20 protein-coding genes are annotated in these 25,245 nt (G+C 67.6%); 11 read left to right on the plus strand and 9 right to left on the minus strand.

Going from position 1 to position 25,245, the window contains the following annotated elements:
* Positions 1-63: 63 nt before the first annotated feature.
* Complete coding sequence (gene ddlA / locus VG543_RS09720) at positions 64-1,158, plus strand: D-alanine--D-alanine ligase (RefSeq protein WP_155028797.1); 1,095 nt, start codon at positions 64-66, stop codon at positions 1,156-1,158.
* A gap of 175 nt (positions 1,159-1,333) precedes the next feature.
* Here ddlA and VG543_RS09725 read toward each other — a convergent pair whose 3' ends face one another.
* The 3 genes from VG543_RS09725 to oleC form a co-directional block, all read right to left on the minus strand.
* Complete coding sequence (locus tag VG543_RS09725; protein ID WP_005407633.1) at positions 1,334-1,489, minus strand: DUF1328 domain-containing protein; 156 nt, start codon at positions 1,487-1,489, stop codon at positions 1,334-1,336.
* Between the two features lie 81 nt (positions 1,490-1,570).
* A complete protein-coding gene (oleD, locus tag VG543_RS09730) occupies positions 1,571-2,563 on the minus strand; it encodes a 2-alkyl-3-oxoalkanoate reductase (RefSeq protein WP_134735589.1) in 993 nt (330 codons plus the stop codon).
* Entirely contained in the window at positions 2,560-4,218 is a 1,659-nt protein-coding gene (gene oleC, locus VG543_RS09735) for an olefin beta-lactone synthetase (protein ID WP_423178870.1), read from the minus strand. The genes oleD and oleC overlap by 4 nt, the downstream gene beginning before the upstream one ends.
* Positions 4,219-4,322: 104 nt before the next feature.
* Between oleC and VG543_RS09740 the strand changes: the two genes are divergently transcribed.
* Positions 4,323-4,754, plus strand: a complete 432-nt coding sequence (locus tag VG543_RS09740; RefSeq protein ID WP_005407630.1) for a YkgJ family cysteine cluster protein — start codon at positions 4,323-4,325, stop codon at positions 4,752-4,754.
* Between the two features lie 114 nt (positions 4,755-4,868).
* Here VG543_RS09740 and VG543_RS09745 read toward each other — a convergent pair whose 3' ends face one another.
* From VG543_RS09745 to VG543_RS09760, 4 genes are all read right to left on the minus strand, one after another.
* Positions 4,869-5,759, minus strand: coding sequence for an alpha/beta fold hydrolase (locus VG543_RS09745; protein WP_423178871.1), 891 nt, complete (start codon positions 5,757-5,759; stop codon positions 4,869-4,871).
* Between the two features lie 140 nt (positions 5,760-5,899).
* A complete protein-coding gene (locus tag VG543_RS09750; RefSeq protein ID WP_014035559.1) occupies positions 5,900-6,916 on the minus strand; it encodes a 3-oxoacyl-ACP synthase III in 1,017 nt (338 codons plus the stop codon).
* Between the two features lie 103 nt (positions 6,917-7,019).
* Positions 7,020-7,337, minus strand: a complete 318-nt coding sequence (locus tag VG543_RS09755; RefSeq protein ID WP_130768364.1) for a DUF4156 domain-containing protein — start codon at positions 7,335-7,337, stop codon at positions 7,020-7,022.
* A gap of 194 nt (positions 7,338-7,531) precedes the next feature.
* The gene (locus VG543_RS09760; RefSeq protein ID WP_423178872.1) at positions 7,532-10,381 is read right to left on the minus strand and encodes a M16 family metallopeptidase; all 2,850 of its coding nucleotides are present in this window, start codon (positions 10,379-10,381) and stop codon (positions 7,532-7,534) included.
* 415 nt (positions 10,382-10,796) lie between these two features.
* Between VG543_RS09760 and VG543_RS09765 the strand changes: the two genes are divergently transcribed.
* Positions 10,797-11,273, plus strand: coding sequence for a hypothetical protein (locus VG543_RS09765; protein WP_014035556.1), 477 nt, complete (start codon positions 10,797-10,799; stop codon positions 11,271-11,273).
* Positions 11,274-11,342: 69 nt separating this feature from the next.
* Positions 11,343-11,822 (plus strand): tRNA (cytidine(34)-2'-O)-methyltransferase, encoded by a 480-nt coding sequence (locus tag VG543_RS09770; protein ID WP_021202091.1) that lies wholly within the window; start codon positions 11,343-11,345, stop codon positions 11,820-11,822.
* A 376-nt stretch (positions 11,823-12,198) separates the two neighbouring features.
* Here the strand turns inward: VG543_RS09770 and VG543_RS09775 are convergent, their stop codons facing one another.
* Entirely contained in the window at positions 12,199-13,362 is a 1,164-nt protein-coding gene (locus VG543_RS09775; RefSeq protein WP_423178873.1) for an acyl-CoA dehydrogenase family protein, read from the minus strand.
* A gap of 258 nt (positions 13,363-13,620) precedes the next feature.
* Here VG543_RS09775 and VG543_RS09780 point away from each other — a divergent pair, with 258 nt between their 5' ends.
* Complete coding sequence (locus tag VG543_RS09780) at positions 13,621-15,297, plus strand: electron transfer flavoprotein-ubiquinone oxidoreductase (protein WP_423178874.1); 1,677 nt, start codon at positions 13,621-13,623, stop codon at positions 15,295-15,297.
* A gap of 64 nt (positions 15,298-15,361) precedes the next feature.
* The gene (locus VG543_RS09785) at positions 15,362-15,763 is read left to right on the plus strand and encodes a c-type cytochrome (protein ID WP_021202094.1); all 402 of its coding nucleotides are present in this window, start codon (positions 15,362-15,364) and stop codon (positions 15,761-15,763) included.
* Here the strand turns inward: VG543_RS09785 and VG543_RS09790 are convergent.
* Entirely contained in the window at positions 15,757-19,356 is a 3,600-nt protein-coding gene (locus tag VG543_RS09790; RefSeq protein ID WP_423178875.1) for an ATP-binding protein, read from the minus strand. The genes VG543_RS09785 and VG543_RS09790 overlap by 7 nt on opposite strands.
* A gap of 75 nt (positions 19,357-19,431) precedes the next feature.
* Here VG543_RS09790 and VG543_RS09795 point away from each other — a divergent pair, with 75 nt between their 5' ends.
* The 5 genes from VG543_RS09795 (at position 19,432) to VG543_RS09815 (ending at position 25,225) form a co-directional block, all read left to right on the plus strand.
* Positions 19,432-20,070, plus strand: coding sequence for a response regulator transcription factor (locus VG543_RS09795; protein WP_019661903.1), 639 nt, complete (start codon positions 19,432-19,434; stop codon positions 20,068-20,070).
* A 378-nt stretch (positions 20,071-20,448) separates the two neighbouring features.
* On the plus strand, positions 20,449-21,219 hold the full coding sequence (locus VG543_RS09800; protein ID WP_155028791.1) for a hypothetical protein: 771 nt from the start codon (positions 20,449-20,451) through the stop codon (positions 21,217-21,219).
* A 112-nt stretch (positions 21,220-21,331) separates the two neighbouring features.
* Positions 21,332-23,317 (plus strand): XVIPCD domain-containing protein, encoded by a 1,986-nt coding sequence (locus VG543_RS09805; RefSeq protein ID WP_423178876.1) that lies wholly within the window; start codon positions 21,332-21,334, stop codon positions 23,315-23,317.
* A gap of 247 nt (positions 23,318-23,564) precedes the next feature.
* Positions 23,565-23,972: a glycine zipper 2TM domain-containing protein gene (locus VG543_RS09810; RefSeq protein ID WP_014645533.1), complete on the plus strand. Its 408-nt coding sequence runs from the start codon at positions 23,565-23,567 to the stop codon at positions 23,970-23,972.
* Positions 23,973-24,100: 128 nt separating this feature from the next.
* Positions 24,101-25,225 carry a phosphotransferase enzyme family protein gene (locus tag VG543_RS09815; protein WP_423178877.1) on the plus strand — a complete coding sequence of 375 codons (1,125 nt, stop codon included), beginning with the start codon at positions 24,101-24,103 and terminating at the stop codon, positions 25,223-25,225.
* Positions 25,226-25,245: the final 20 nt, after the last annotated feature.

Genomic DNA, 25,245 nt, shown 5'->3' on the forward strand with positions numbered 1-25,245 from the left:
CGCGGAGGGCCGATGAAGGTTCATGCTATGGGGCCACGCAACGCACAGGACATCGCATTCCCCATGGCACGGACCCGGGTCGGCATCATTTTCGGTGGCAAGTCATCCGAGCACGAAGTTTCGCTGCAGTCGGCGAAGAACATCCTCGATGCGCTTGATCGCGAGCGCTTCGAGCCGGTGCTGGTCGGTATCGACAAGCAGGGTCAGTGGCATCTGAGCCAACCCGATACCTTCCTGATCAATGCCGATGATCCGTCGCGCATCGCCCTGCATCGGTCCGGTACGTCGCTGGCGGTGCGCCCGGGCGCCGAGCAGGCGCAGCTGCAGCCGTGCGATGCGGCCAGCGCGCTCGGCCAGATCGATGTGGTGCTGCCGATCGTGCACGGGCCGCTGGGCGAGGACGGTGCGCTGCAGGGGCTGCTGCGCATGGCCAACCTGCCCTTCGTCGGTTCACCGGTACTGGGTTCGGCGGTGGCGATGGACAAGGACGTGACCAAGCGCCTGCTGCGCGACGCCGGGCTGCAGGTGGCACCGTGGCTGTGCATCCGTCGCCATCAGGCGGCGGCAGTCGATGTCGATGCGGTGATCGCGCAGCTCGGCCTGCCGTTGTTCGTGAAGCCGGCCAACCAGGGTTCGTCAGTGGGGGTGAGCAAGGTCAAGGATGCAGCGGGCTTCGCCGAGGCGCTGGCATTGGCGCTGCGCTACGACCACAAGGTGCTGGTGGAATCGGCGGTGGTCGGCCGCGAGATCGAGTGCGCGGTGCTGGGCAATGCGCATCCGCAGGCCAGCCTGTGCGGCGAGGTAGTGGTACACGACGAGTTCTACGCCTACGACACCAAGTACATCAACGACGATGGCGCCGACGTGGTGGTGCCGGCAGACATTGATGGCGCAACGCAGGCGCGTATCCAGCAGATCGCGCTTCAGGCCTACCGGGCGCTGGAGTGCGCGGGCATGGCGCGCGTGGATGTATTCCTCACCGCAGCGGGCGGGATCGTCATCAACGAGGTCAACACGCTGCCGGGCTTCACCCGCATCAGCATGTACCCGAAGCTATGGGGCGCCAGCGGCGTGGACTACACCACGCTGATCACGCGCCTGATCGAACTGGCGCTGGAGCGCCACGAGGCCGATCGCGGACTGCAGAGCGCTGTGTAGCGGCGCTGTGTGTAGCGTCGAGCCATGCTCGATGATCCTCTGTAGAGTCGAGCCATGCTCGACTCACGAGAAGCAGTCGAGCACGCTCGACTCTACAAAGGGGCGTGCCGACCAACGGTCGGCACCCACCGGAAAGAGCAGTGCCGGCCGGCGGCCGGCACTACCCTGCGGTTTACTAGCCTCGCTTGCGGAACATCGAGATCACCGCAAGGATCAGGAACACCACGAACAGGATCCAGGCGATGTTCGTTGCGGCGCCGGCGATACCGGAGAAACCCAGAACGGCGGCGATGATGGCGATGACAAAGAAGATGATGGCGTAGTGCAGCATGGCGCTCCTCGCGGGTGGTCGAGCCTTGGATGGCGTGGGTCCATCCTCCCGATCCTGCGGTGTGCAACCAGTGATGGCGATCTATGCAGCAGATGAAGCCTTCAGCCTGCGCAGCCCTTCTTCGATGCTGACCTGCGGCACGTAGCCGAAGTCACGGCGCGCCGGTTCCATGCTGTACCAGTGTGGCGTACACAGCTGTTCGGCCAGGAAACGGGTCAGCGGCGGCTCCCCGCGCAGTCGCAGCAGCGGCCACAGCCGCTCGCAGACAGCGCCGATGCGGTAGGCGGTCTTGAAGCTGATCGCCTTGTCCACCGTCGGCGCACCCACCGCAGCCAACAGCTTGTTCACCAGCTCGCGCATCGGCAACGGCTCGCCATTGGAGATGAAGTAGGCCTTGCCCGCGCACGCAGCGCCCGGTGCCAACGCTTCGAAGGCGAGGAAGTGCGCCAGCGCGGCATTGTCGATGTAGGTGGTATCGACCTTGTTGCTGCCATCGCCCACCAGGCGCAGGCGGCCCTGCCGCGCACGCTCGGCCAGGCGCGGCACCAGCTGCTGATCGCCAGGGCCCCAGATCAGGCGCGGACGCAACGCCATCGTCGCCAACGCGGCATCGTTGGCGGCCAGCACGCGCTGTTCGGCGATCGCCTTGGTGGCCGCGTACGGCGCCTGGAAATCTTCGCCGTACGGCACCTCGTCGGCGCCGAGGCCTTCCACCGGATGGGTAGCGCGATGGGTCACGCTGGGCGTGGAGGTGTAGACCAGCCTGCCGATGCGGTGCGCGCGGCAGGCTGCGATGACGTTGTCGGTGCCGACCACATTGGCCTGGTGGTAGCTGTCATAGCTGCCCCACGCGCCGGCCTTGGCACCATTGTGGAACACCGCATCGACGCCGGCCACCGCATGCAGCACCGCCTGCGCATCGGCCAGATCACCGCGGATCTGGCCCACGCCCATCGCCTGCAGTTCGGGGTAGTGGCTGCGGTTGAACGCCAGCACCTGGTGGCCACGCTCAACCAGCCCGCGGCACAGCGCCTGGCCGAGGAAACCACCGCCGCCGGTGACCAGGATTTTCATGCGCGCTTCTCCAGTTCGGCGCCGGCCCAGACGGCGAGCTTTTCGCGGCCGATCTTGGCGTTGTGACGGATATCGACGGGGAACGCCGGATGCACCAGGACGTGCTGCAGGTTCGCATCGGGCAACCGTGCGGCGGCTTTCGCACGCAGGGCCTCGCGCAAGGCCGGGCTGTCGCTCTGCCCGCGCTGCAGTTCCACGCACAGCACCGGTACCTGTGCACCGGCCGGGCCAACACCCACCAGGGCCGTGCGCGCCACGCCGGGCACGGTGTTGAACACCGGCTCGACCTGTTCGGTGTACAACGGCCCCTGCGCGGTTTCCACGCGATGGGTCTTGCGGCCGCAGAACCACAGACGGCCCTGTGCATCAAAGTAGCCCACGTCGCCCATGCGATGGACGATGCGGGTGCTGCCATCGGCCAGCGTCTCGCGGATCTTCGCCGCCGCGGTGGCCTGCGGGCGGTTGAAGTAGCTGTCGGTGGCGGTTGGGCCGGCCACAGTGATTTCTCCCACCTCGCCGGTGGCCAGCACACGTGCCTGCGACCAGTCGGCCAGCGGCGCGTCATCGATGGCGATGATGCGGACCTCGTTCGGTTCCACCACGCTGCCCACGCAGGTGCCAGCGCCGGCCTCGGTGGCGGCGCGGGTGCGCTCCAGCTCACGACCCTCCACCACTGCCACCGGCAGGCACTCGGTGGCGCCGTACGGCGTCCAGAACTGCGCGTCGGCCGGCAGCAGGCTGCGGATGGTGGCGACCACGTCCGGCGGCACCGGTGCACCGGCCGAGGTCACCCGGGTCACCGTCGGCAGCGGCCGGCCATGCTTCGCCAGCACCCGCATCAGCGCGGGCGAACCAAACAGCTGGGTCACGCCGAAGCGCTGGATGGCATCGTGCAGGCGTGCCGGGTCGGCCTGCGCCGGCCGCGTCGGGTCCATGTCCGGGATCACCGAGGTCAGGCCCAGCGCCGGGTCGAACAAGGCAAACGGCGGGAAGGTCGGCAGGTCCACCCCGCCCGCTTCCATGCCGAAGGCACTGCCCAGCAGCTGGATCTGGCCGACGAAATGGCGGTGGCGGTAGACCACGCCCTTGGGCACGCCGGTGGAGCCACTGGTGAACAGGATCGCGGCCATGTCCTCGCCATCGGTGTCGGCCAGCATCGGCCCAGCGCTGGCGCCGGCGCGCTCCAGCGCGGCCAGGCTGGTGCCGCCCCAGCCGAGGCGGCGGCCGACAGTGACCAGGCGGGTCGCCGACGGCGCCCAGCGCAGCACCAGCCGCGCCACATGGGCCAGCGGTATGCCGATGAAGGCTTCCGGCTGCGCCTCGTCCAGACACTGTTTCAGCGCGCGCTTGTCGATGCCCGGGTCGACCAGCACTGGCACCGCGCCCAGCTTGAACAGGGCGAACATCAACAGGAAGAACTCCGGCGAGGGCCGCACCATCACCACCGTGCGCACCCCTCGGCCGATCCCGTAGCCGGCCAGACCGGCGGCCATGGCGTCGCTGCGGGCATCCAGCTGGCGGTAATCGAGGGTGACGTCGTAGGCGGCCATGCCGTTGCCGGCGCCTCGGCGGCCCGGGCAGCGGATGGCGATCTGATCGGGGCGTTCACGCGCCAGTTCAGGCAGGCGCGCGGCAATGTTGCAGGGTCGGTTCATCTGTTCATTGTCGCCGCTTACGGAATTTCTTGCGCGGCGGCCGACTTCGTGGAAAATCCGCACCCTCGTTCCCGATTCCGACTGCCGCCCGAGGCGGCTTGCCCATGCAACATCCCTGCATGACCTGCGGCGCCTGCTGCACCCAATACCGCGTGGCCTTCCACTGGATGGAATCGGACGAGGTCACCCCCGGCGGCGTGCCGCACCAGCTTACCGAGGTGCTGGACCCGCATCGCCTGTGCATGCGCGGCACCCATTCCAAGCCGGTGCGCTGCGTCGCGCTGGATGCGCAGATCGGCGTGTATTCACGCTGCACCATCCACCCCAACCGGCCCAGCGTGTGCCGCGAAGTGGATGCATCGTGGGAGTATGGCAAGGCCAGCCCGCAGTGCGACAAGGCGCGCATCGCCTATGGCCTGGATCCGTTGACGCCGGCCGACTGGCGCTGGCGCGATGACGCCGACAATGACGACGACCATCCGGACGACAACGGCAACAGCCCTTCCTCGCCGCCGCAGGCGCCGGTCGCCGCGTAATGGTAGTGCCGGCCGCTGGCCGGCAACCTCATCAACCCTTCGGGTGTGCCGACCAACGGTCGGCACCCACCGGAAGAGGAAGGGGTGGATGCCGACCGTTGGTCGGCACACCGATCAGATCGGGTTGGCGTCCAGGAACGCCCGGATTTCCGGCACAAGCACCTCGTGCTTGTCTTCCAGCACGTAATGCCCGGCGTCCTCGAACGCATGTACCTGGGCCCGCGGCAGCGCGGCCTGGAAGCCCTTCAGGAAATGATGGTCGAACACGAAGTCGCGCAGGCCCCAGCCGAGGAAGGCTGGGCGGTCGGCGAACGACGGCAGCGCCTTGCCGGCGCGTTCCAGCAGCGACCAGGCCTTGTCGGCCGGCGACAGCGGGATGTCCTGCATGAAACGGATGGTGCTGATGCGGTTGGCCCAGCTGTTGTACGGCGACACGTAGGCGCGGCGCACGTCGGCCGGCATCTTCCGCTCCACGCCCAGCCACGAGGCACCGGAGGAGAACGCGTTGAAGCTGCGGATGATCCACTCGCCGATCTTCCAGTGACGGCCCAGCGCGATCTGCCACGGCATCTTCTTCGCCGCCGGCATCGGGAACGCGGCGGTGTTGAGCACCACCAGGCGCTTGACCTGGTCGTGGTGCGACAGCGCCCAGCCGAAACCGATCATGCCGCCCCAGTCGTGCACGGCCAGGGTCACCGGTCCGGTGATGCCCAGGTGCTTGAGCAGCGCATCGAGGTCGTCCACGCGCGACTGCAGCGTGTACTCGTAGCGGCTGTCATCAGGCTTGTCCGACAGGCCCATGCCGATATGGTCCGGCACGATGCAGCGGTAGGTGTCCGACAGGCCGGCCACCAGCGTGCGCCAGTAATAGCTCCACGACGGATTGCCGTGCACCATCACCACTACCTCGCCGTCGCGCGGGCCTTCGTCGAGATAGTTCATCGACAGGCCCGGGCGCACTTCGAAGCGCTGCGGGTGGGCGGGGTAACCGGGAAGATCGCGCATGCGGAGCACCTTGGAAGAATCGCGGCGCGGTGTAGCGCCGAGCCATGCTCGGCGGCTCTCCGGTCAGGCCGCGGAAGAACCGCGCTGTGCGCGTGAGCCGAGCATGGCTCGGCTCTACAGGAGGTCGGGCAGCGGGCTGCTTACCAGACCACTTCAGCCATCGAACAGTTCAGGCCGGAACCAATGCCCAGAAGCGCGATGCGATCACCCTTCTTCAGCTTGCCCAGCTGCTTGAGCTTGCTCAGCACGATCGGCACCGAGGCCGGCCCGATGTTGCCGTGCTCGCCGAAGATGGTCATGACCTTCTTCGGGTCGATGCCGAAGTTCTTGATGAACGCAGCGGTGTGCGGCTGGCTCACCTGGTGGATCACGAACTGGTCCAGCTCTTCCACGGCCCAGCCGAGTGCGATCTTGGCGGCGGTGAAGGTCTTCTGTGCCAGCTTGATGCCTTCGATCAGCAGCAGGCGGGTGTCGGTGACCATGCGGTCCAGGTTGCCCAGGCACAGCTGGTTCCACTCGGTCGCCGAGCGGGTGACGCCACCCTTGTAGCGCGGCGCGTCCGGCACCAGCTCCGAGCGCGCCATCACCATCGCGGCAGCACCCGAACCGGTGGTCAGGGCCGCCAGTTCGTTGCGGAAGTCGTCGGCGGTGACGTCCGGAGCGGTCATGCGCTCCAACGTCTTCTCGTACACCAGGTTGGCGGTCTCGCCATCCACCACCAGCGCGTAGTCGATGTCACCGCGCTCGATCATGCGCGCGGCGATATCCATGCCGTTGATGAAGGCCAGGCAGGCGTTGGCGACGTCGAAGGTCATGCATTCGTCGCTGACGCCGAGGTTGCCCGACACGATGGAGGCGGTGGACGGCTCCAGGTAGTCGCGGCTGACCGAGGTATTGACCAGCAGGCCCACCTGCGTCGCATCGATTCCAGCGTCTTCCAGCGCCTTGCGGCCGGCCATGGTGGCAGCGTCGGACGCCAGCACGCCGTTGTCCCACAGGCGGCGCGCGTGGATGCCGGCGATATCGCCGAGCACGTCGGTGCGGATGCCCAGGCGATCCAACGTCGGCTGCAGGCGTTCGTTGATTTCCTTGGTGGTCAGCGTATGCGGTGCGTCGACGTGTGCCAGGCCGGCGATCGAGACATTCTTGAAGAGCATCGAGGTTAGCGCCAAGGCTCAGGCAAAAGGGGGCGCTATTCTATAACCCCGGGGGCCTTCACCGCATCTTTACGAATTCAGCGCTGGCCGTATGGTGAAGCGTTCAGCGCGGTGGGCACTGGAACGCGGCGAAGCGCTGGCTGCCATCGGCCGGGGCCGCAGCGGCCTGCACGGCATTGGCACCTGCGCTCGGGGCCTCGTTGCGGGCCAGCGTTTCCAGCTCTTCCTGCACGCGCAGCGGGTTGCGGTTGTAGAAGCCGACCTTGCTCTTCACGGTGACGACCACTTCGCCCTTGGCGATGCAGCCAGCGGGAACGGGGCCTGCCGGCAGTACGCGGGTCGCCTTGCCGGCCGGTTCGATCGGCACCCAGGTACAGGCGCTGACGGTGAGCAGCAGGGAGGAAAGCAGCAGAACGCGCATGGGCAGATCCTGGAAGGGTATGGGGGGATTCTGCCTGAACAGCCTGAATCGGGGGTAGCCGTGGCGGAGCCCAGGTAGCGCCGGGCCATGCCCGGCGAGCGCACAGCGCGGCATGGCTGGCCGCCGGAAAGCCGCCGGGCATGGCCCGGCGCTACCACGGGAGACCTGCCCGCCGTGGCGGGCAGGCACATCCCTTATTTCTTGACCGGGTTGCCTTCGGCATCGATTACGGTCACCTCGCCCAGGTTCAGCGCACGCACGGCCGCTTCGGTCTGCTTGAGATCACCCACCACCACCCAGGTCAGCGCCTGCGGCTTGATCTCGGCGGCGGCCTGCTGCACCTGCGCCGGGGTCATCGCCTCGATCTCAGCCTTGCGACGCAGCACGTAGTCGTCCGGGCGCTTGAACTGCACGATCGAGCCGATGGTCGAGGCTACCGCGCTGGCGGTCTCGTAGGCACCGGGCAGGCTCAGGGTCTGGATATTGCGGATGCGGTTGACCTCGGCAGCGGTGGCCGGCTTGCTGCCATCGGCGAACGCGGCGATTTCCTTGCGCATTTCCGCCAGTGCCGGGCCGGTCTTGTCGATCTGCACCGGCGCGCTGGCCATCCACGGGCGCTGGCCCACCGAATTGACCGCGCTGCTGCGCGCACCGTACGACCAGTGCTTGTCTTCACGCAGGTTCATGTTCAGGCGCGAGGTGAAGTCGCCGCCGATCACACCGTTGGCGATGTCGAAGCGGGTCGAGCTGGTGGCGCTGGAAGGTGCCACCACCTGGCCGGCGAACAGGTTGGCCTGCACCGCGCCCGGCTGGTCGATCAGGAACACGCGCGGGCCCTTCGGCAGCGCCACGTCGGTGGCCGCCTTCACCTGCGGGGCATCGCCGGCAGCCTTCCAGTCGCCCAGCTGCTTGTCCAGCAGCGGCACGATCTCGGCCAGGGTGGTGTCGCCGACCACGATCAGGGTGCCGTTCTGCGGGCGCAGCCAGTCGTGATGGAAGTCGACCAGGTCCTCGCGGGTCAGGCCGTTGATCGCCGCCTCGTCGCCGCTGCCGGTGAACGGAATGGCATACGGGTGGCCCTTGCCGTACAGCAGCGGGGGCAGCACGCGCATCGCCACCGCACCCGGGTTGACCTTCTCCTGCTGGATGCCCGCGATCCAGCTCGCCTTGACCCGGTCGATCTCGCCCTGCTCGAAGCGCGGTTCGCGCAGCAGGTCGCGGTACAGCGCCAGCGACGGCACCAGGTTTTCCTTCAACGCCGACAGGTCCACGCTCATCGAGTCCAGGCCGGCCGAGGCATCCAGGCTGGCGCCCAGCGCATCCGCCGCATCGGCGAAGGCCAGCGAGCCGAGCTTGCCGGCACCCTCGGTCATCAGGCTCATGGTGAAGTTGGCGGTGCCCGGTTTGCGGCCCTGGTCGGCACTGAAGCCGCCCGGGAACTGGTAGCTGAACTGCACCACCGGAATCTCATGGCGCTCGGCCAGGATCACCTGGGTACCGTTCTTCAGTGTCGCGCGCTGCAGCGCCGGGAACTTCAACTGCGGGAACTCGCGGGTCTGCGGCACGCCGGCCTTGCGGTCGACCTGCTCCGGCAGCGTGCTGTACTTCGGGTCCACCGCTGGCACGGTGAACGGCTTCGGCGCCTGGCTCGGATCTTCCTTCAGCGCCACGCGCTCACCCGGTGCGATCACCAGGGTGTGGCTGCCCTTGTCCAGCCACTGCGCGCCGAGCCGGCTCAGATCGGCGGCACTGGCCTTCTCGATGTTGGCCAGCGAGGTGCGGAAGCAGCCCGGGTCGCCGGTGAACACCGCACATTCTGCAAGGGCGTCGGCCTTGCCGCCGAAGCCACCGATGCGCTCGATGCCGCGGATGAAGCCGGCGCGGGCGCCGGTCTTGGCGCGCTCCAGTTCCCCGGCGGTCGGGCCCTGCTTGATCAGCCGGTCCAGTTCCTCGTCGATGATCTTCTCGACCTTGGCCGGGTCCTGGCCCTGCTTGACCGTGGCCATGATCACGAAGTTGGAGCCCAGCTGTGACGTGGAGAGTCCGGCAGCAATGCTGTCCACCAGCTTGTCCTGGTGCTGCAGGCGCTGGCTCAGGCGCGAGGACTTGGCACCGCCCAGCACCTGCGCGAACAGCTGCAGCTGATCGACCTCGCTGGTGCCGACCTGCGGCACGTTCCAGGCGCGGTAGATACGCGCCTGCGGCACCTTGTCGGTCATCGTCTCGCGCGTATCGGCGCTGCGCTTGGCCACGTTCACCGCCGGCTGCGCCATGGTCGGGCCGGCCGGGATGCTGCCGAAGTACCTGGAGACCTTTTCCTTGGCGGTGGCCAGGTCGATGTCGCCGGCCAGCACCAGCACCGCGTTGTTCGGGCCGTACCAGGTGCGGAACCAGGTCTTCACGTCGTCCAGCGACGCCGCGTTCAGATCGTTCATCGAACCGATCACGCCGTGGTGGTACGGGTGGCCCACCGGATACAGCGCCTTGTTGAGCTGGTCCCAGGCCTGGCCGTAGGGCTGGTTCTCGCCTTGGCGCTTCTCGTTCTGCACCACGCCACGCTGCTCGTCCAGCGCCGCCTGGTCGATCGCACCGACCAGATGGCCCATGCGGTCCGATTCCATCCACAGTGCCATGTCCAGCGCGGTGGTCGGCACGTTCTCGAAGTAATTGGTGCGGTCGGTGTTGGTGGTGCCGTTCTGGTTGGTGGCACCCACCTGCTTGAACGGCTCGAAGAATTCGCCGTCGTGGTTTTCGCTGCCCTGGAACATCAGGTGTTCGAACAGGTGCGCGAAGCCGGTACGGCCGGCCGGCTCGTCCTTGCTGCCCACGTGGTACCAGACGTTGACCGCGACGATCGGCGCCTTGCGATCGGTGTGCACGATCACGCGCAGGCCGTTGGGCAGGGTGAACTGCTCGTACGGGATATCGACCTTGGCCGGTGCGGCCGGCTTGGCCGCCAGCGCATGGGAAGGCACAAGCGTGCCCAGGGCGGTGCTGAGGGCGACAGCCAGCAGTGCAGCGCGCGGGCGAAGGGCGAGAGACATATCCGGATCCTTGGTCACGAAGGTGAACCCCGATCCTAGCCTGCGCGCACAGCGGCCGGAATCGGCCAGCAGTCACTGGGGGTGTTTGCCTCCTTGCCCCTCCACCCCTGCTTTGCGGCCCGGGAGGGGCGGTCACAAGCGCCCGCAGGCAACGTCCGGACAGTGTCCGCGGCCCGAGGAATGGACAGGTGTCCGCCCACCGGACACTTCTCTACCCGAAAAAACCCCTTCTAAATCAACAACTAAAAGTTGGCACGCGGATTGCTTGGTAGTTCCTGCGCAAGGAAGGGCTTCAGACGAAAGCTGACTGAAGACTGAACAAATGCAGGAAATCGGAAATTTTCCTTGCAAGCCCAGGATTGGTGTACTACCTTACTACCACACCACTGATCACCAACACTAAACAGGCCCCGTCATGAACGCCAAGACCATTGCCATCGCCATCGCCCTGATTGCCGGCACCGCGGTTGTTTCGTCGGTGCAGGCCTCCGAATCCATCAAGACGCTGTCCACCGTGCAGGTCCGCCCTGCCGCCGACCAGCTGGCCCAGCAGGCCTGGGAACAGGCCAGCGGCATCCCGACCCTGGCCACCGTGGAAGTGCGCCCGAGCGCCGACCAGCTGGCCGAGCGCAACGGCTACGTCGCCGCCCCGGTTGCGGCCGCGATGCCGATCACCACCCTGGCCTCGGTGGAAGTGCGCCCGAGCCTGGAACAGCGCGTCGCCCTGGCCGCCGAGCTGGAAGCCCAGCGCTACGCCGCGACCCTGGCTGCCGCCGCCACCAACGTCGCCAACTCGGTCATCGTCAACCTGCCGGCCCTGCAGGTGCGTCCGAGCGCCGCCGACCTGCAGGCCCTGGCCACCGAAACCGCCCAGGTCCTGCTGCGTCCGTAACCGGTGCCGCCCTGCCTGGCGCAGGGCGTGCGCCGTAAAGGCGGCCGCCGTCGCAGGTACACTGCGCCGATGAATGCCGCGCCCCAGTTCCACGTGATCCTGTTCCAACCGGAAATCCCGCCCAACACCGGCAATGTGATCCGGCTCTGTGCCAACACCGGCGCGCAGCTGCACCTGGTCGAGCCGCTTGGCTTCGCACTGGAAGACAAGCAGCTCAAGCGCGCCGGGCTGGACTACCACGAGTATTCACGCCTGCAGGTGCACCCCGACCTGGACACCGCGCTGGCGCGGATCGCACCGAATCGGTTGTTCGCACTCAGTACCCGCGCCAGCGTGCGCTACGACAGCGTGGCCTTTGAAGAGGGCGATGCCTTCCTGTTCGGGCCGGAAAGCCGTGGCCTGCCGCAGGACGTGCTCGATGCCCTGCCCGACGGCCGCCGCCTGCGCCTGCCGATGCGGCCGGGCAACCGCAGCCTCAATCTTTCCAACACCGTTGCGGTGGTGATGTACGAGGCGTGGCGGCAGCATGGGTTTGCCGGCGGCGCGTAGCGCCACGCGCCTCTCTTCTGCCTGATTGTTGCTGTGGCGGGCGCATGCGTTCATGGGCGTTACTTTTCTTTCCGCGCGGAAAGAAAAGTAACCAAAAGAAACGCGCCGCCATCCGCGAGCCGGTGCTGCGCACCGGTACCCTACGCTCCTCGGCCCGCCGGGGGACGGCGCGGAACTCGCTGCGCTCAGACACCCGCGCCTCTTCGCCCCCGCCGGACCTGCGGTGCTCGGCTCGCTTCAAGGCGGACCCGACAGCCGCGCGGTACAGGCTGTCCTTGAACCCATCGCGGTCCGGTGCGCGGTTCGGCACACCGATCGCTCGCCTGCGAATACGCTACTGGACAATGCCGGCCAGCGGCCGGCACTACCGGTGTACTCAGAACGCGTTGATGCCGGTCAGTTCGCGGCCGATCACCAGCTGGTGCACGGTCTCGGTGCCTTCATAGGTGATCACCGATTCCAGGTTCAACGCGTGACGGATCGCCACGTGTTCGGTGGTGATGCCGGCCCCACCCAGCAGATCGCGACACTCGCGGGCGATGTCGATGGCCATGCGGCAGTTGTTCCACTTGGCCAGGCTGACCTGCTGCGGCTGCAGCTGGCCGGCTTCCTTCAGGCGGCCCAGCTGCAGCGCCAGCAGCTGTGCGGTGGTGATGCGGCGGGCCATCTCGGCCAGCTTGATCTGCGCGCTCTGCGTGGCCGCCAACGGGCGGCCGAACAGCACGCGCTCCTTGGCGTAGCCCAGCGCTTCATCCAGGCAGGCGATGGCCGCGCCGATCGGGCCCCAGCTGATGCCATAACGGGCCTGGGTCAGGCAGCCCAGCGGTCCCTTCAGGCCCTTCACGTTGGGCAGGCGGTGGCTGTCGGGCACGCGCACGTCATCGAAGTACAGCGCGCCAGTGAGCGAGGCACGCAGGCTCATCTTGTGCTTGATTTCCTGGGTGCTGAAGCCGGCCATGCCCTTCTCCAGCACGAAGCCCTGGATGCCGTCCTCGGTCTGCGCCCAGACGATGGCCAGGTCGGCCACCGGGCCGCTGGTGATCCACATCTTGCTGCCGCTGATGCGCCAGTCGCTGCCGTCGCGCACGGCGCGGGTCTTCATGCTGGCAGGATCGGAACCCCCATGCGCCTCGGTCAGGCCGAAGCAGCCGATCAGCTCGCCGCGCGCCATCGCCGGCAGCCACTGCTGGCGCTGTTCCTCGCTGCCATAGGCGTAGATCGGGTACATGCACAGCGAGCTCTGCACCGAGACGAAACTGCGCAGGCCGGAATCGCCGCGCTCCAGCTCCTGGCAGATCAGGCCATAGCTGACCGCGCCGAAGCCACCGCCGCCGTACTCGGTCGGCAGCGTTGCGCCGAGCAGGCCCAGTGACGCGATCTCCGGCACCAGTTCAGACGGAAAACGGGCCTGGTCGAAGGCATCGCCGATGATCGGCAGCACGCGCTCGTCGGTGAAGCGGGCGACACTCTCCTGCACCGCACGCTCTTCCTCATTGAGCAGGGAACGGACATCGAACAGATCGTACGGATGCAAAGCCATGGCACTCACACGCAGTCAGGACCCGGCCATTGTCGGTCATCCGGGCAGCGCGTGCCGACCAGGGTTGGCCCACCACCAGGGCTGAGGCACTACGCTGCGCTGCAGCAATCGTGCGGTGAACGGCGTCTATCTAGCTCGATCACGCGCGTCCCGGTACCCTGACACATTCAAACAACCGTTTCGCCCGTGGCCGCACGCGCGATTCCCAGGCACCGCCGGTGGCCCCGATGCCGGCCCTACCCACGAGTCATGCAATCGATGAGCGCTGAAGCCAACGCCCTGCCCCCGCGTGAAGTAATGGAGTTCGACGTGGTGATCGTCGGCGCCGGTCCTGCCGGCCTGGCCACCGCGATCCGCCTGCGCCAGCGCGCGATCGAAGCCGGCCGCGAGCTGTCGGTGTGCGTGCTGGAAAAGGGCTCCGAACCGGGCGCGCACGTGCTCTCCGGTGCGGTGATGGACCCGCGCGCACTGACCGAACTGTTCCCGGACTGGGCCGAACGCGGCGCACCGCTGAAGCAGAAGGTCACCCGCGACGAATTCCTGTTCCTCAGCGAGACCGGCGCACGCAGCACGCCCAACGCGCTGCTGCCGGAGTGCTTCCACAACGAAGGCAACTACATCATCAGCCTGGGCGAAGTGACCCGCTGGCTGGCGCAGCAGGCCGAGGCGCTGGAAGTGGCGATCTTCCCGGGCTTTGCCGCCGCCGAAGTGCTGTTCGGCGACAACGGTGAAGTGATCGGCGTGGCCACCGGCGACATGGGCATCGAGAAGGACGGCAGCATCGGCCCGGCCTTCGAGCGCGGCATGGCGCTGCACGCCAGGTACACGGTCTTCGCCGAAGGCGCGCGCGGCCACCTCGGCCGCCAGCTGATCGCCCGCTACAAACTGGACGAAGGCAAGGACCCGCAGGCCTACGGCATCGGCATCAAGGAACTGTGGCAGATCGACCCGGCCAGGCATGAGCCGGGGCTGGTGGTGCATGCGGCCGGCTGGCCGCTGGACAGCGACACCTACGGCGGCGCGTTTCTGTACCACGCCGACGGCGGCAAGGTCGCCATCGGCTACGTGGTCGGCCTGGACTACAGGAACCCATGGCTGAGCCCGTTCGAGGAGTTCCAGCGTTTCAAGACCCATCCCTCCATCCGCAAGCACCTGGAGGGCGGCACCCGCATCGCTTACGGCGCCCGTGCGATCACCGCCGGTGGCCTGCTGTCGCTGCCGAAGACGGTGTTCCCCGGGGGCGCGCTGGTCGGCTGCGAGGCCGGTTACCTCAACGCCAGCCGCATCAAGGGCAGCCACGCCGCAATCAAGACCGGCATGCTGTGCGCCGACGCCGCGTTCGACGCGCTGGCTGCTGATCGCCAGCACGATGAACTGAGCGCCTACCCGAAGGCGTTCGAAGCCAGCTGGCTGTTCACCGAACTGCAGCAGGCCAAGAACTTCAAGCAGTGGTTCAAGAAGGGCCAGACCGTGGCCACGCTGATGACCGGCGTGGAGCAGTGGCTGCTGCCCAAACTGGGCGTGCGCAACCCGCCGTGGACCCTGCATCGCACCCAGCCGGATCATGCCTGCCTGGAGCCGGCGGCCAAGCACAACCGCATTGCCTACCCGAAGCCGGATGGCGTGCTGACCTTCGACCGCCTCAGCTCGGTGTTCCTGAGCAGCACCAACCACGACGAGAACCAGCCCAGCCACCTCACGCTGAAGGACCCGAGCATTCCGGTGAAGGTGAACCTGGCCGAGTACGCCGGTCCGGAAGCGCGCTACTGCCCGGCCGGCGTATACGAGTTCGTCGGCGAAGCCGACAGCGCGCGCCTGCAGATCAACGCGCAGAACTGCGTGCACTGCAAGACCTGCGACATCAAGGACCCCACCCAGAACATCGTGTGGGTGACCCCGCAGGGCGGCGGCGGCCCGAACTACTCGGGCATGTGATCGCCCCGGGCTGCGACCGCGTGTCGCAGCCCGGCGGCTCGACCGCACCGCTATCCTGCCGCCCATGCGCGCCGACCGCCTGCTCATTGCCATTGCCGTGTCCCTGCTCGCCACGGCCTGCCAGCGCCCGCCTGCTGCGCCCGCCACGCCCGAACAGGCCCGGCAGCAGGCCATGCAGCGCGCGTTCGAACTGTGCGCCGGTTGCCACACCGTGCAGCCCGGCGGCATCCACCGCTTCGGGCCGAACCTGCATGGCGTGATCGGCCGCCGCGCCGGCAGCTTGCCCGACTACGGCTATTCCGAGGGCATGCGCCGCGCCGACATCACCTGGAGCGCGCAGACCCTGGATGCCTTCCTGCAGTCGCCCACCCACGTGGTGCCCGGCACCCGCATGTACAACGCCTTTCCCAGCGCCGAACGCCGCGCGCTGGTGATCGCCTACCTGCAACAGCAGTCGGCTCAGTGAGCGAGGCGCTGCAGCTGATGCTGCAGCCGGGCCACGAACGCCGTTACGGCTGCGAACAACGGTGCCGGATCGGTTTCGCCCGCATCCTGCAGGCGCTCGACCAGTGCGTTGGCCTGCCCGGCCAGCACCGTCGCCCCAACCGCACCCAGGCCGCCGGCCAGGCGATGCAGGTGCAGCGCCGCGGTTTCGCGGTCGCCGGCCTGCACGGCGCATTGCACGGTCGCCAGATCGCCCTCGCTGGCCTGCAACAGGCTGTCGCGCAGCTGCTCGGCCACCACGCGTGAGCCGAACCGCCGCTGCAGGCTGGCCAGATCAGGCAGCGTCCCGCCATCGTCGGCAGCGGGTCCGGCCTGCGGCTCCACAACCGATAGTCCCTGCGCCTGCGGCAACCAGCGCAGCAGCGCGGCGCGCAGGGTTGCCAGCGACAGCGGCTTGGACAGTACTTCGTCCATGCCGGCCTCGCGGCAGCGCCGTGCATCGTCGTCCAGTACGCTGGCGGTGAGCGCCAGTACGGTCAGCCGCGGCTGGCCGTTGCGACCCTCGCGTTCGCGCAGCAGGCGGGTGAAGGCGAAGCCATCCAGCACCGGCATCCGGCAATCGGTGATGACCAGATCGAACGGCTCCGACGCCAACCGGTCCAGCCCCTGCTGGCCATCGCCGACCAGCACATGCGGCACACCCAGCTGCTGCAGGCGCCAGGCCATCATCGCCTGGTTGGTCGGATGATCTTCGATCACCAGCACGCGTGCCTCGCGCAACGCCGGCGGCAGCAGCGCCGCCTGTTCCTCCTCGGCGGCAAGCGCTTCAACATCGCCACGGCCGGCTTCCACCAGCGACAGCCGCACCTCGGCGCGGGTACCCTCGCCCAGCGTGCTGTGCAGCTCCAGTTCGCCGTCCATCATCTGCACCAGGCGCTGGCAGATGCTCAGGCCAAGGCCGGTACCACCATGGTCACGCTGGATGTATGCACCGGCCTGGGTGAACGGCGCAAACAGGTGCTGCAACTGTTCCGGCGCGATTCCGATGCCGGTGTCGGTGACGCTCAGGCACAGCGGCTGGCTGCCGTCTTCGGCGGTCGGCCCCAGCACTTCCAGCTGCAACCGCACTTCGCCGCGCACGGTGAACTTGATGGCGTTGCTGAGCAGGTTGAACACGATCTGGCGCAGGCGCACGCCATCCACTTCGTGCGCCGCTGCCAGCTGTGGGTCGATCTGCACGTGCAGGTCCAGCCCACGTGCACTGGCCTGCGCCGACAGCAACCGGCACACGCTCTCCAGCAAGGGCCGCAGCGGCTGCGGCACCGGTTCCAGGCGCAGTGCGCCGGCCTCCAGCCGCGAGTAATCGAGAATATCGTCGAGGATCTGCCGCAGCATCTGCGCGGAATCCTCGATCACGTTGAGAATGCGCTGCTGCTCGGCATCCAGCGGCGAATGGGCCAGCACCTCAAGCATGCCCAGCACGCCGCTCATCGGCGTGCGGATCTCATGGCTCATGGTTGCCAGGAAACGCGACTTCGCCTCCGCGGCCTGTTCGGCCTCTGCCTTGGCCGCAGTCAGGGCCTCGGCCTGCGCACGCGCCTCGCTGACGTCCACCCAGTAACCACTCCAGATCACCGCGCCCGCTTCCGCAGCATAGGGATGGGCCTGGCTGCGCACCCAGCGCGCGCCGGTGCCTTCAGGACGCAGCCGGAACTCGAGAATGAGCGGCGCGAACTGCCGCGCCGCCTGCTCGACCGCATGCAGGATATGCTCGCGGTCATCTTCCTCGATGCGCTCCAGCAGGCAGGTTGCATCCTGTTCGGCCTGCTGCCGGCTGATCCCGAACAACGCCTGCAGGTCACCGGCAATGAACGGGAAACTGAGGGTTCCGTCAGCCGCACGGCGTGCCTGATAGACCACGGCGGGCAGGTTGTCGGTGACTTCGGCCAGGCGCTGTTCCAGATGGCGACGCCCGGCTACCTCACGGCGCAGCCGCCAATGCCCGATGGCGTGCACCAGCAGCGCGGTAAGCAGCACCAGCAGCAGCGGCACGCCCCAGCGCGCCACGCGGGTCCACTCGAGGCCGTTGCGGTATTCGACGGCCAGCCAGTCGCCGCGCAGGGCTTCGCGCTTGCGTGGGGTCATCTGCAGCAGCAGGCGGTCGAAGGTGGTGGCCAGGGCGGCATGGCGACGCTCGACAGCCAGCACCAGCTGATCGTTGAAGCCGGCCGGTGCGGCCACCTGCAGGCGCCCCGGGAAGCGGTTGCGCAGCAGGTGGTCCACCACGGCCAGATTGCCTATATAGGCGTCGGCGTCGCCATTGATCAGGCGCTGCAGGGCCTGTTCCGCGCTGCGCGCTGCGATGATCCGGGCCTGCGGTGCCTGCTGCAGCACATAACCACGCACGCGCTCCGGATCGGACAGCAGCACCCGCTTGCCCTGCAGGTCTGACAGGCCCAGCAGCGCCGGGCTGTCGCGCCGGCTGACGATCACGTTCGGCACGCTGATGAAGGGCTGGCTGAACACCCAGTCCGGGCCCAGGTAGCGCGAATCGGCCGGAATGCCCATTACCGCCTGCAGCTCGCCGCGGCGCGCCTTCTCGCGCACTTCGTACCAGTCATGGCTGTTTTCCACCTGCAGGTTGGCGCCGGCCTGCAGCAGGCGGCGCAGGTATTCGCTGGCCAGGCCGCTGGGGTTGCCATCCTGGTCGGCGAACGACAGTGGCGCCGCGTTCGGCGCGAAGCCGATCCTCAACGGTTGCTCCAGTACCCGCTTCTCGGCCTGGCTCAGCGCCAGCTGTGCCGATGCCGACCACCGCGGAGGTGGCAGCCAGCGCTGCGCCAGCGCATCGCGCTGGGCCTGGCTGGTCGCGGCCAGCGCCAGGTCCAGCGCTTCGGCCAGTGGCTGCTTGCCGTTGGGAATGCCGAAGTGCAGTCGCTCCGGCGGGAGATCGCTGGGGCGCAGCAGCACGACGCCCTGCAGGTCCTCGCGGGCGATCAGTTCGGTGGCCACATAGGCATTGCCGATGTAAACGTCGGCCTTGTCGTCTCTGACCATCTCCAAGGCCGCCAACGAGTTGTTTGCGACAAGCTGGCGCGCATGCGGAAAGCGGGCGCGCACCTGGGGCCCGGTCAGGAAGTCCTGCTCGATCACCACCCGCAGTCCGTCCAGATCGGGATTGTCGGAGGCACGCAGGTCATCCGGGCGCCCCACCAGGGCCAGCGGGGCCTCGCCATAGGCGGCGGTGTAGACCATGCAGCGGGTGCGGTCGGCACTGAGCCCGACGTTCATCACCACATCAATCTCGCCACGACATGCCGCATCCAGCACGGATGTCCAGTCGGAGTAGCGCCTTGCCTCCACCTTCACGCCCAACTGATGGGCAAGAAGCGACAGATAATCCGGACCCAGGCCAACCTGTTGGCCATCACGGAGGGACTCGAACGGTGGCCAGCCACTGTCATACTGACCCACGACGATGCTCGGATGGGCGGCCAGGTACTCGCGCTGCAGGGGGCTGAGCGGCAACGGCCCGGGCACCGCCTGCGCCAACGCTGCCGGCAGCGCCAGTACGACCAGCAGCAGGACCAGCCCGCGAACAGCCCAGCTACGCATCGGCGTCGATCTCCTAGAATCCTGCCAGGGACCGCGATGGTCGCGGCCCAGCCAGCCCGGTGGCCATACTAGAGCATGAGCTTGCGCATCATCATCGCAGACGACCACCCGGTGGTCCGTATCGGTACACGCGCCGTCATCGAATCGAGCGGGGTGGGCCGCGTGGTCGGCGAAGCCGACAGCGCGCAGGCGCTGATGGCCCTGCTCGGCAGCCAGCCCTGCGACCTGCTGGTGACCGACTACTCCATGCCGGGCAGCCCGCAGGCCGACGGCTTCGCCATGATCGGCATGATCCGCCGCCGTCATCCAGACCTGCCGGTGCTGATGCTCAGCGTCTCCAGCAATCTGGCGATCCTGCGCATGGTGCTCGACAGCGGCGTGCTCGGCCTGGTCGACAAGAGTTCGTCAATGGACGAGCTGCCGCAGGCCATCCAGTCGGTCTACCGCGGCCAGCCCTACATCAGCCGCAGCCTGCGCGAGCGGGTCGAGGCTGCCGGCAGCTGGCGCATGCGCGAGGGTGACGGCAAGCCGCTGTCGCCACGCGAGGTGGAGGTGCTGCGGCTGCTCGGCACCGGCATGACCGTGAAGGAAATCTCGCTTCAGCTGCACAAGAGCGTCAGCACCATCAGCCGGCAGAAAGGTGATGCCATGCTCAAACTGGGCCTGAAGGGCGACGCCGAGCTGTTCGATTACCTGCGCGACGGCAAGATCTGAGAGCCAGATCGCACAAGAAGGGCATCTGGCACTGCCCTCTTTGACGGGCCGCCGATCTGTGCCAAGATGGTGGGGCATGAGTTCCCAATGCGAGGTCGAAGGAATCGACCGGCTCATGTCCTCGCTCCCGTCCCTGGTGGACGTGGCGCGGTTCCCTGCCGGCCGTCTGGCCCGGCAACGCTGACCATGGAGAGGCGCATGCAACATCCCCCCAAGCTACGCTGGACCCTGCCGTTGCGGCCTCTGCGCGCATTCGCGGCGTGCCTGCTCGTCTCTCTTTCCGCTGCCGCCTGCAGCGCCGCCGATCCGGTCCCCTCGTCCTCCCAGCCCGGCGCCCCTGCGCAGGCTGCCAATGCGCCCCGACAGGATGTTGCCACGATGCAGAACACCTCTCCCGACACCGCCGTTACCCCGCCCGACGCGCCGACCGTGATGTATTTCACCTATCAAGTGGATGGCGATGGCGCGACCTCCTATGAGGTCCAGAACGGCAGCGTGGCGACCTTCTGGTTCGGCCACACCTTCACTCTCGATGGCACTACGTACTACACGGGTTTCTCCTGGGATACCCGCGAGCACTACGGCAAGCCTGGCGAGCAGACGCAGGCCGGTCCGGACGACCGCGCCAACCTCGCCGAGGCCACCTTCGTGCTGGCCGGCACCGACGCGAAGAAGCCGTGGAAGTTCCGTGGCCAGGAATGGACCATCGGCGCACTGGGCGCGTACGACAAGGCCGACGACGTCGATACCCGGCGCAAGCCGCTTGAACATCGCACCGCCGACGGCCGCCTGCTGCTGGCGGTGCCGACCAGCAGCTTCGACCGCGGCATCAGCAGCACCGGCTATGCACTGCTGCTGTTCAACCCCAGGCGCAGCGAAGACGACGTGGACAGCAAGGTCTGGCGCTATGTCGGTACGGTGCGCACAGGCGAAGACAACAGCGCCGCCTGCGACGAAGGCAACGTGATGCCCTGCACCGGCAGCGACGGCGAACTTGCCTTCGCTGCCGATGGCAACGGCCTGCCGCGACTGACCGTGACCTTCAAGGGCACCACCCTCGAAGGCCCCGGCAGGACCCGCACCCTGGGTGCCGGCGACACCGTGCACTACACCTTCGACAGCGCGACCCAGCAGTACCTCGCGCGCTGAAAGCACCCGCCACGCGCGGGTTCCCTGTTGACCGACATGTTCTTGACTCACGGATGAGTCCGGTTGGCGATTCGCGGCATGCGCCGCTCCATCAACCCCGAGGAAAAACGTCATGGCACAGCATGACTACAGCAGAAAGGAAGTCCTGGACATCGTCGAGCAGGTCGCCAGGCAGAAGAGCATTCCGGTCGACGACTTCATGCGCTTCGCGTACATCGAGACCGGTGGCACGTTCAACGAGCGCGCCCACAACGCGTCATCCGGCGCCAAGGGCCTGTTCCAGTTCGTGCCCGGGTCCGCACGCCAGTACCACCTGACCGGCCACGAGTTCGACCCCACCCGCAACACCGAAGCGGCCGCGCAGATGTACCAGGACAACCTGGACTCGATGGCACGCCGCAACGAGCGCACCGGCCACCCGTACCTGTCCGGCGGCAGTACGCCGACCGGGCTGGACCTGTACCTGGCCCACCAGCAGGGCAGTGCCGGCTATGGCTCGGTGCAGACCGCCATTGCCACCGGCACCTTCGGCGTGGTCCGCAACAGCCACGGCGACGAGATCAACATGCGCCGCAACGTGCTGAACCAGATCGGGTCGGACGCGAAGGCGCTGACCGGCCACAGCCTGGCCGAAATGCGCGGCATGAACGATGGCGACTTGGCACGGGCCTTCTCCAGCTACTACATCCACAAGTACGCAGCGATCAGCATCCCGGAAAAGAACATCGAACCGCAGGCGGTGGCGCAGGGCCAGGCCCCGGCCGCGCCTGCACAGGCCAGCGCAGCCGTGGCGGCCGGTGCTGCCACGCTGGCGGCAACCGCAACAGCCGCTGTCGCGCCGAAACCGGGCATCGAACTGCAGGCCGCCTACGAGGCCGGCGTGAAGTACGACGATGTGAAGTACGCCATCAACATTCCGGGCCACGCGCTGTACGTACCGGGCAAGACCGGCAAGAACGTGGACCAGGGTTACATCGATTGCTCCGGCTGGGTCGGCACGCTGCAGAACCGGACCATGGACGAGATCAACCAGAAGGCCGGGCATGCGGTGTTCAGCAAGGCCGATCGCATCGACCTGGGCAACCTGGGTTCCGGCGGCATCGTGCGCAAGGCATTCGACCAGTCCGGCGTGCTGCTTGACCGCGACGCGATCCTCAAGCCCGGTGCGCTGAAGGAAGGCATGATCATCGGCCTGGATACGGCCAGGACCCGCCATGAACACTGGAACGGCATCGACCACATCGTCATGGTGGTGCGCGACCCGAACACCGACAGGCTGCTGATCAGCCAGTCCACCGGCAGCAAGGGCGTGCACACCATGCCGGTGGAGGACTACCTCAGGCAGGTGAAGGACCACCCGCACTGGAAGCTGTTCGCGTCCGATCCATTGTCCAAGGCCCGTGACCTGCTGGAAAACCGCACCCAATCGCACGAGCAGACCCAGGGCAAGGCCAACGCCGAGCACAAGGCGGCCGCCACGCCGCACGCCGAACTGTACAAGCAGGGCGCGCACAGCGAGGGCGTGCGCAAGGTGCAGGAGCAGCTGGGCCACCTGGGCTACGTCGGCGCCGACGGCAAGCCACTGGTCGAGGATGGCCGCTTCGGCCGCAACACCGACGCGGCAGTGCGCCAGCTGCAGAAGGACAACGGCCTGGTCGTCGACGGCATCGTCGGTCCGAAGACGCTGGAAGCGATCAAGGAAGCACGCGAACGGCCCTTGCTGAACGACGAGCGGCACCCACGCAATCCGATGTACCTGCAGGCCACCGAAGGCCTGGAGCGGCTGCCGGCAGGTACCTTCAAGGATCGCCACGCGCTGGAAAGCGCCGCCGCGGCCCTGACCAAGGAGGCGCATGCCGCCGGCCTGCAACGCATCGACACGGTGGTGCCGAGCCCGAACGGTGAGCGCCTGTTCGCCGTGCAGGGCGCGATTGGCGACCCGGCCGCCAGCCGCGTGGCGGTGGAGACCCGAGCCGCCAGCGAGCAGAGCATCGCGCTCAGCAGCGGTGCCGTGCAGGGCGCGCCGAACGTGCTGCACCAGCAGCAGGAGACGCAGCAGGAGCAGGCCCGGCAGGCACAGAAGGCCATGGGGGTCTGAGGCCCCGCAACGCCTTGGGAGAGAAGGGAGGGCCACGTCCGCGTGGCCCTTTCCCTTTCTGCCAGCTGAGCGGCCGGGGCCGCTTTCAGCCTTGCTTCATGGCGCCTGCCGCTAGATGAATGCGCAAGCCGCACGGTGGACCAGGCAATGTTCCGGCAATGTTGGAACGTCAGCGTGGTCTCCACGGCAGCCGGGGCGCCCGCGCCCTCCCTGCCCAGCGTGGCATGCACCTCACAGGAGAACGAACATGCTCAGTACTTCCACACTCAGCTTCCGTGGTCTGGCGATGGCTCTGGCACTGGTGGCCGGTGTCGCCGTGGTCAGCGATGCCAGCGCGATGTCGAGGAAGGACAAGCGCACCCTGGTCGGCGCCGTGGTCGGTGGCGTGGCCGGCAACCTGCTCTCCAACGGTGATCCTGCCGCCACCGTGGGCGGCGCCGTGGCCGGCGGCGCGATCGGCAACCTGACCACCTCCGACCGCCGCGACCGTCGTTACTACGACAATCGCCGTTACGACGACCGCTACGATCGTCGTTACGACCGTGGCTACTACCGCAGCGGCTACTACGACCGCGGTGATGATCGTCGCTGGCAGCGCGAGCGCTACTACGACAACCGCTACTACCACGACCGTGGCCGCCATCGCGGCTGGTAGGCAGCGCGGCGGCATCACCGCAGCTGATGCACGGACGGGCGGGTCGATGACCCGCCCGTTTGCGTTGGCCGCGTGCATGGCGTTGAATGCGCAGCCTTGGATGTGACTTTCCCCACCGGGGCTGCGGCATGAATCCTTCTTCCCACCGCGTGCAGGGCCTCAACAACGACGAGGTCGCTGCCGACTGGCCACCGATCAGCGCGGCGGACATCGCGTGGCTGCGCCAGCGTTACCGGCAGCTGGGCGAGCACAGCCAACCGCGCTGGCATAGCCCCCGACCGCTGTCGGCCGCCGCCATCGTCGACGGCGTGGACGGCGCGCTGTTCATCAAGCGCCACCACCACAGCGTGCGCAGTGCGGCCTGCCTGGAAGAAGAACACCACTTCATCGCCCATCTCGCCGCCGCCGGCGTGCCGGTAGTACAGGTGCTGCCGGCCACCGATGGCCACACTGCCGTCGAGCATGGCGAATGGACCTTCGAGCTGCATGCGGTTGGCGTCGGTGAGGACCTGTATCGCGACGCGGTGTCGTGGTCGCTGCTGACCGATATCGCGCAGGCCCGTGAAGCCGGACGCGCACTTGCACAGCTGCACCATGCCGCAGCCAGCTACCACGCGCCCCAGCGCAGCACCCATGTGCTGGTCGCGCGCGACGATCTGATCCGCGCCGACGATCCGATCGCGGCCATCAAGGCAGGGCTGCACGAGCGCCCCGGGCTGGCCCGCTATCTCGCGCGCATTCCGTGGGAAGCGCAGCTGCAGCGTGACGTGTTGCCGTGGCATGCCGGCTTGGCCAATCGCCTGCGCGACGAGCCGCGGCTGTGGGCCCACAACGACTGGCATGTGTCCAACCTGCTGTGGCGCGATGGGCAGATCAGCACCGTGCTGGATTTCGGCCTGGCCTCGCCCACCAGCGCACTGTTCGACCTCGCCACCGCGATCGAGCGCAACGCGGTGGCGTGGCTGGAGCTGGAGCGCGGCATGGAGGCGGTGCGCATCGATATCGCGCTGGCGCTGCTCGACGGCTACCGCCAGGTACTGCCGCTGTCGGCGGCACGCGTGCACCTGCTGGCCGACCTGCTGCCGATGGTCCATTTCGACTTCGCACTGTCCGAAGTGGAGTACTTCGAAGGTGTCACAGGCTCGACCGCGAATGCCGACGTGGCGTGGCAGCCCTTCATGCTGGGGCACCCGGCGTGGTTCCACAGCGCGCCGGGACAGGCATTGCTGCAGGCCCTGCACGCGGCAGCCTGAAGGGCGCCGGCTCGCAAATC

This window comes from Stenotrophomonas sp. CASM101 (assembly GCF_049384845.1).
Classification (GTDB): Bacteria; Pseudomonadota; Gammaproteobacteria; order Xanthomonadales; family Xanthomonadaceae; genus Stenotrophomonas; species Stenotrophomonas hibiscicola.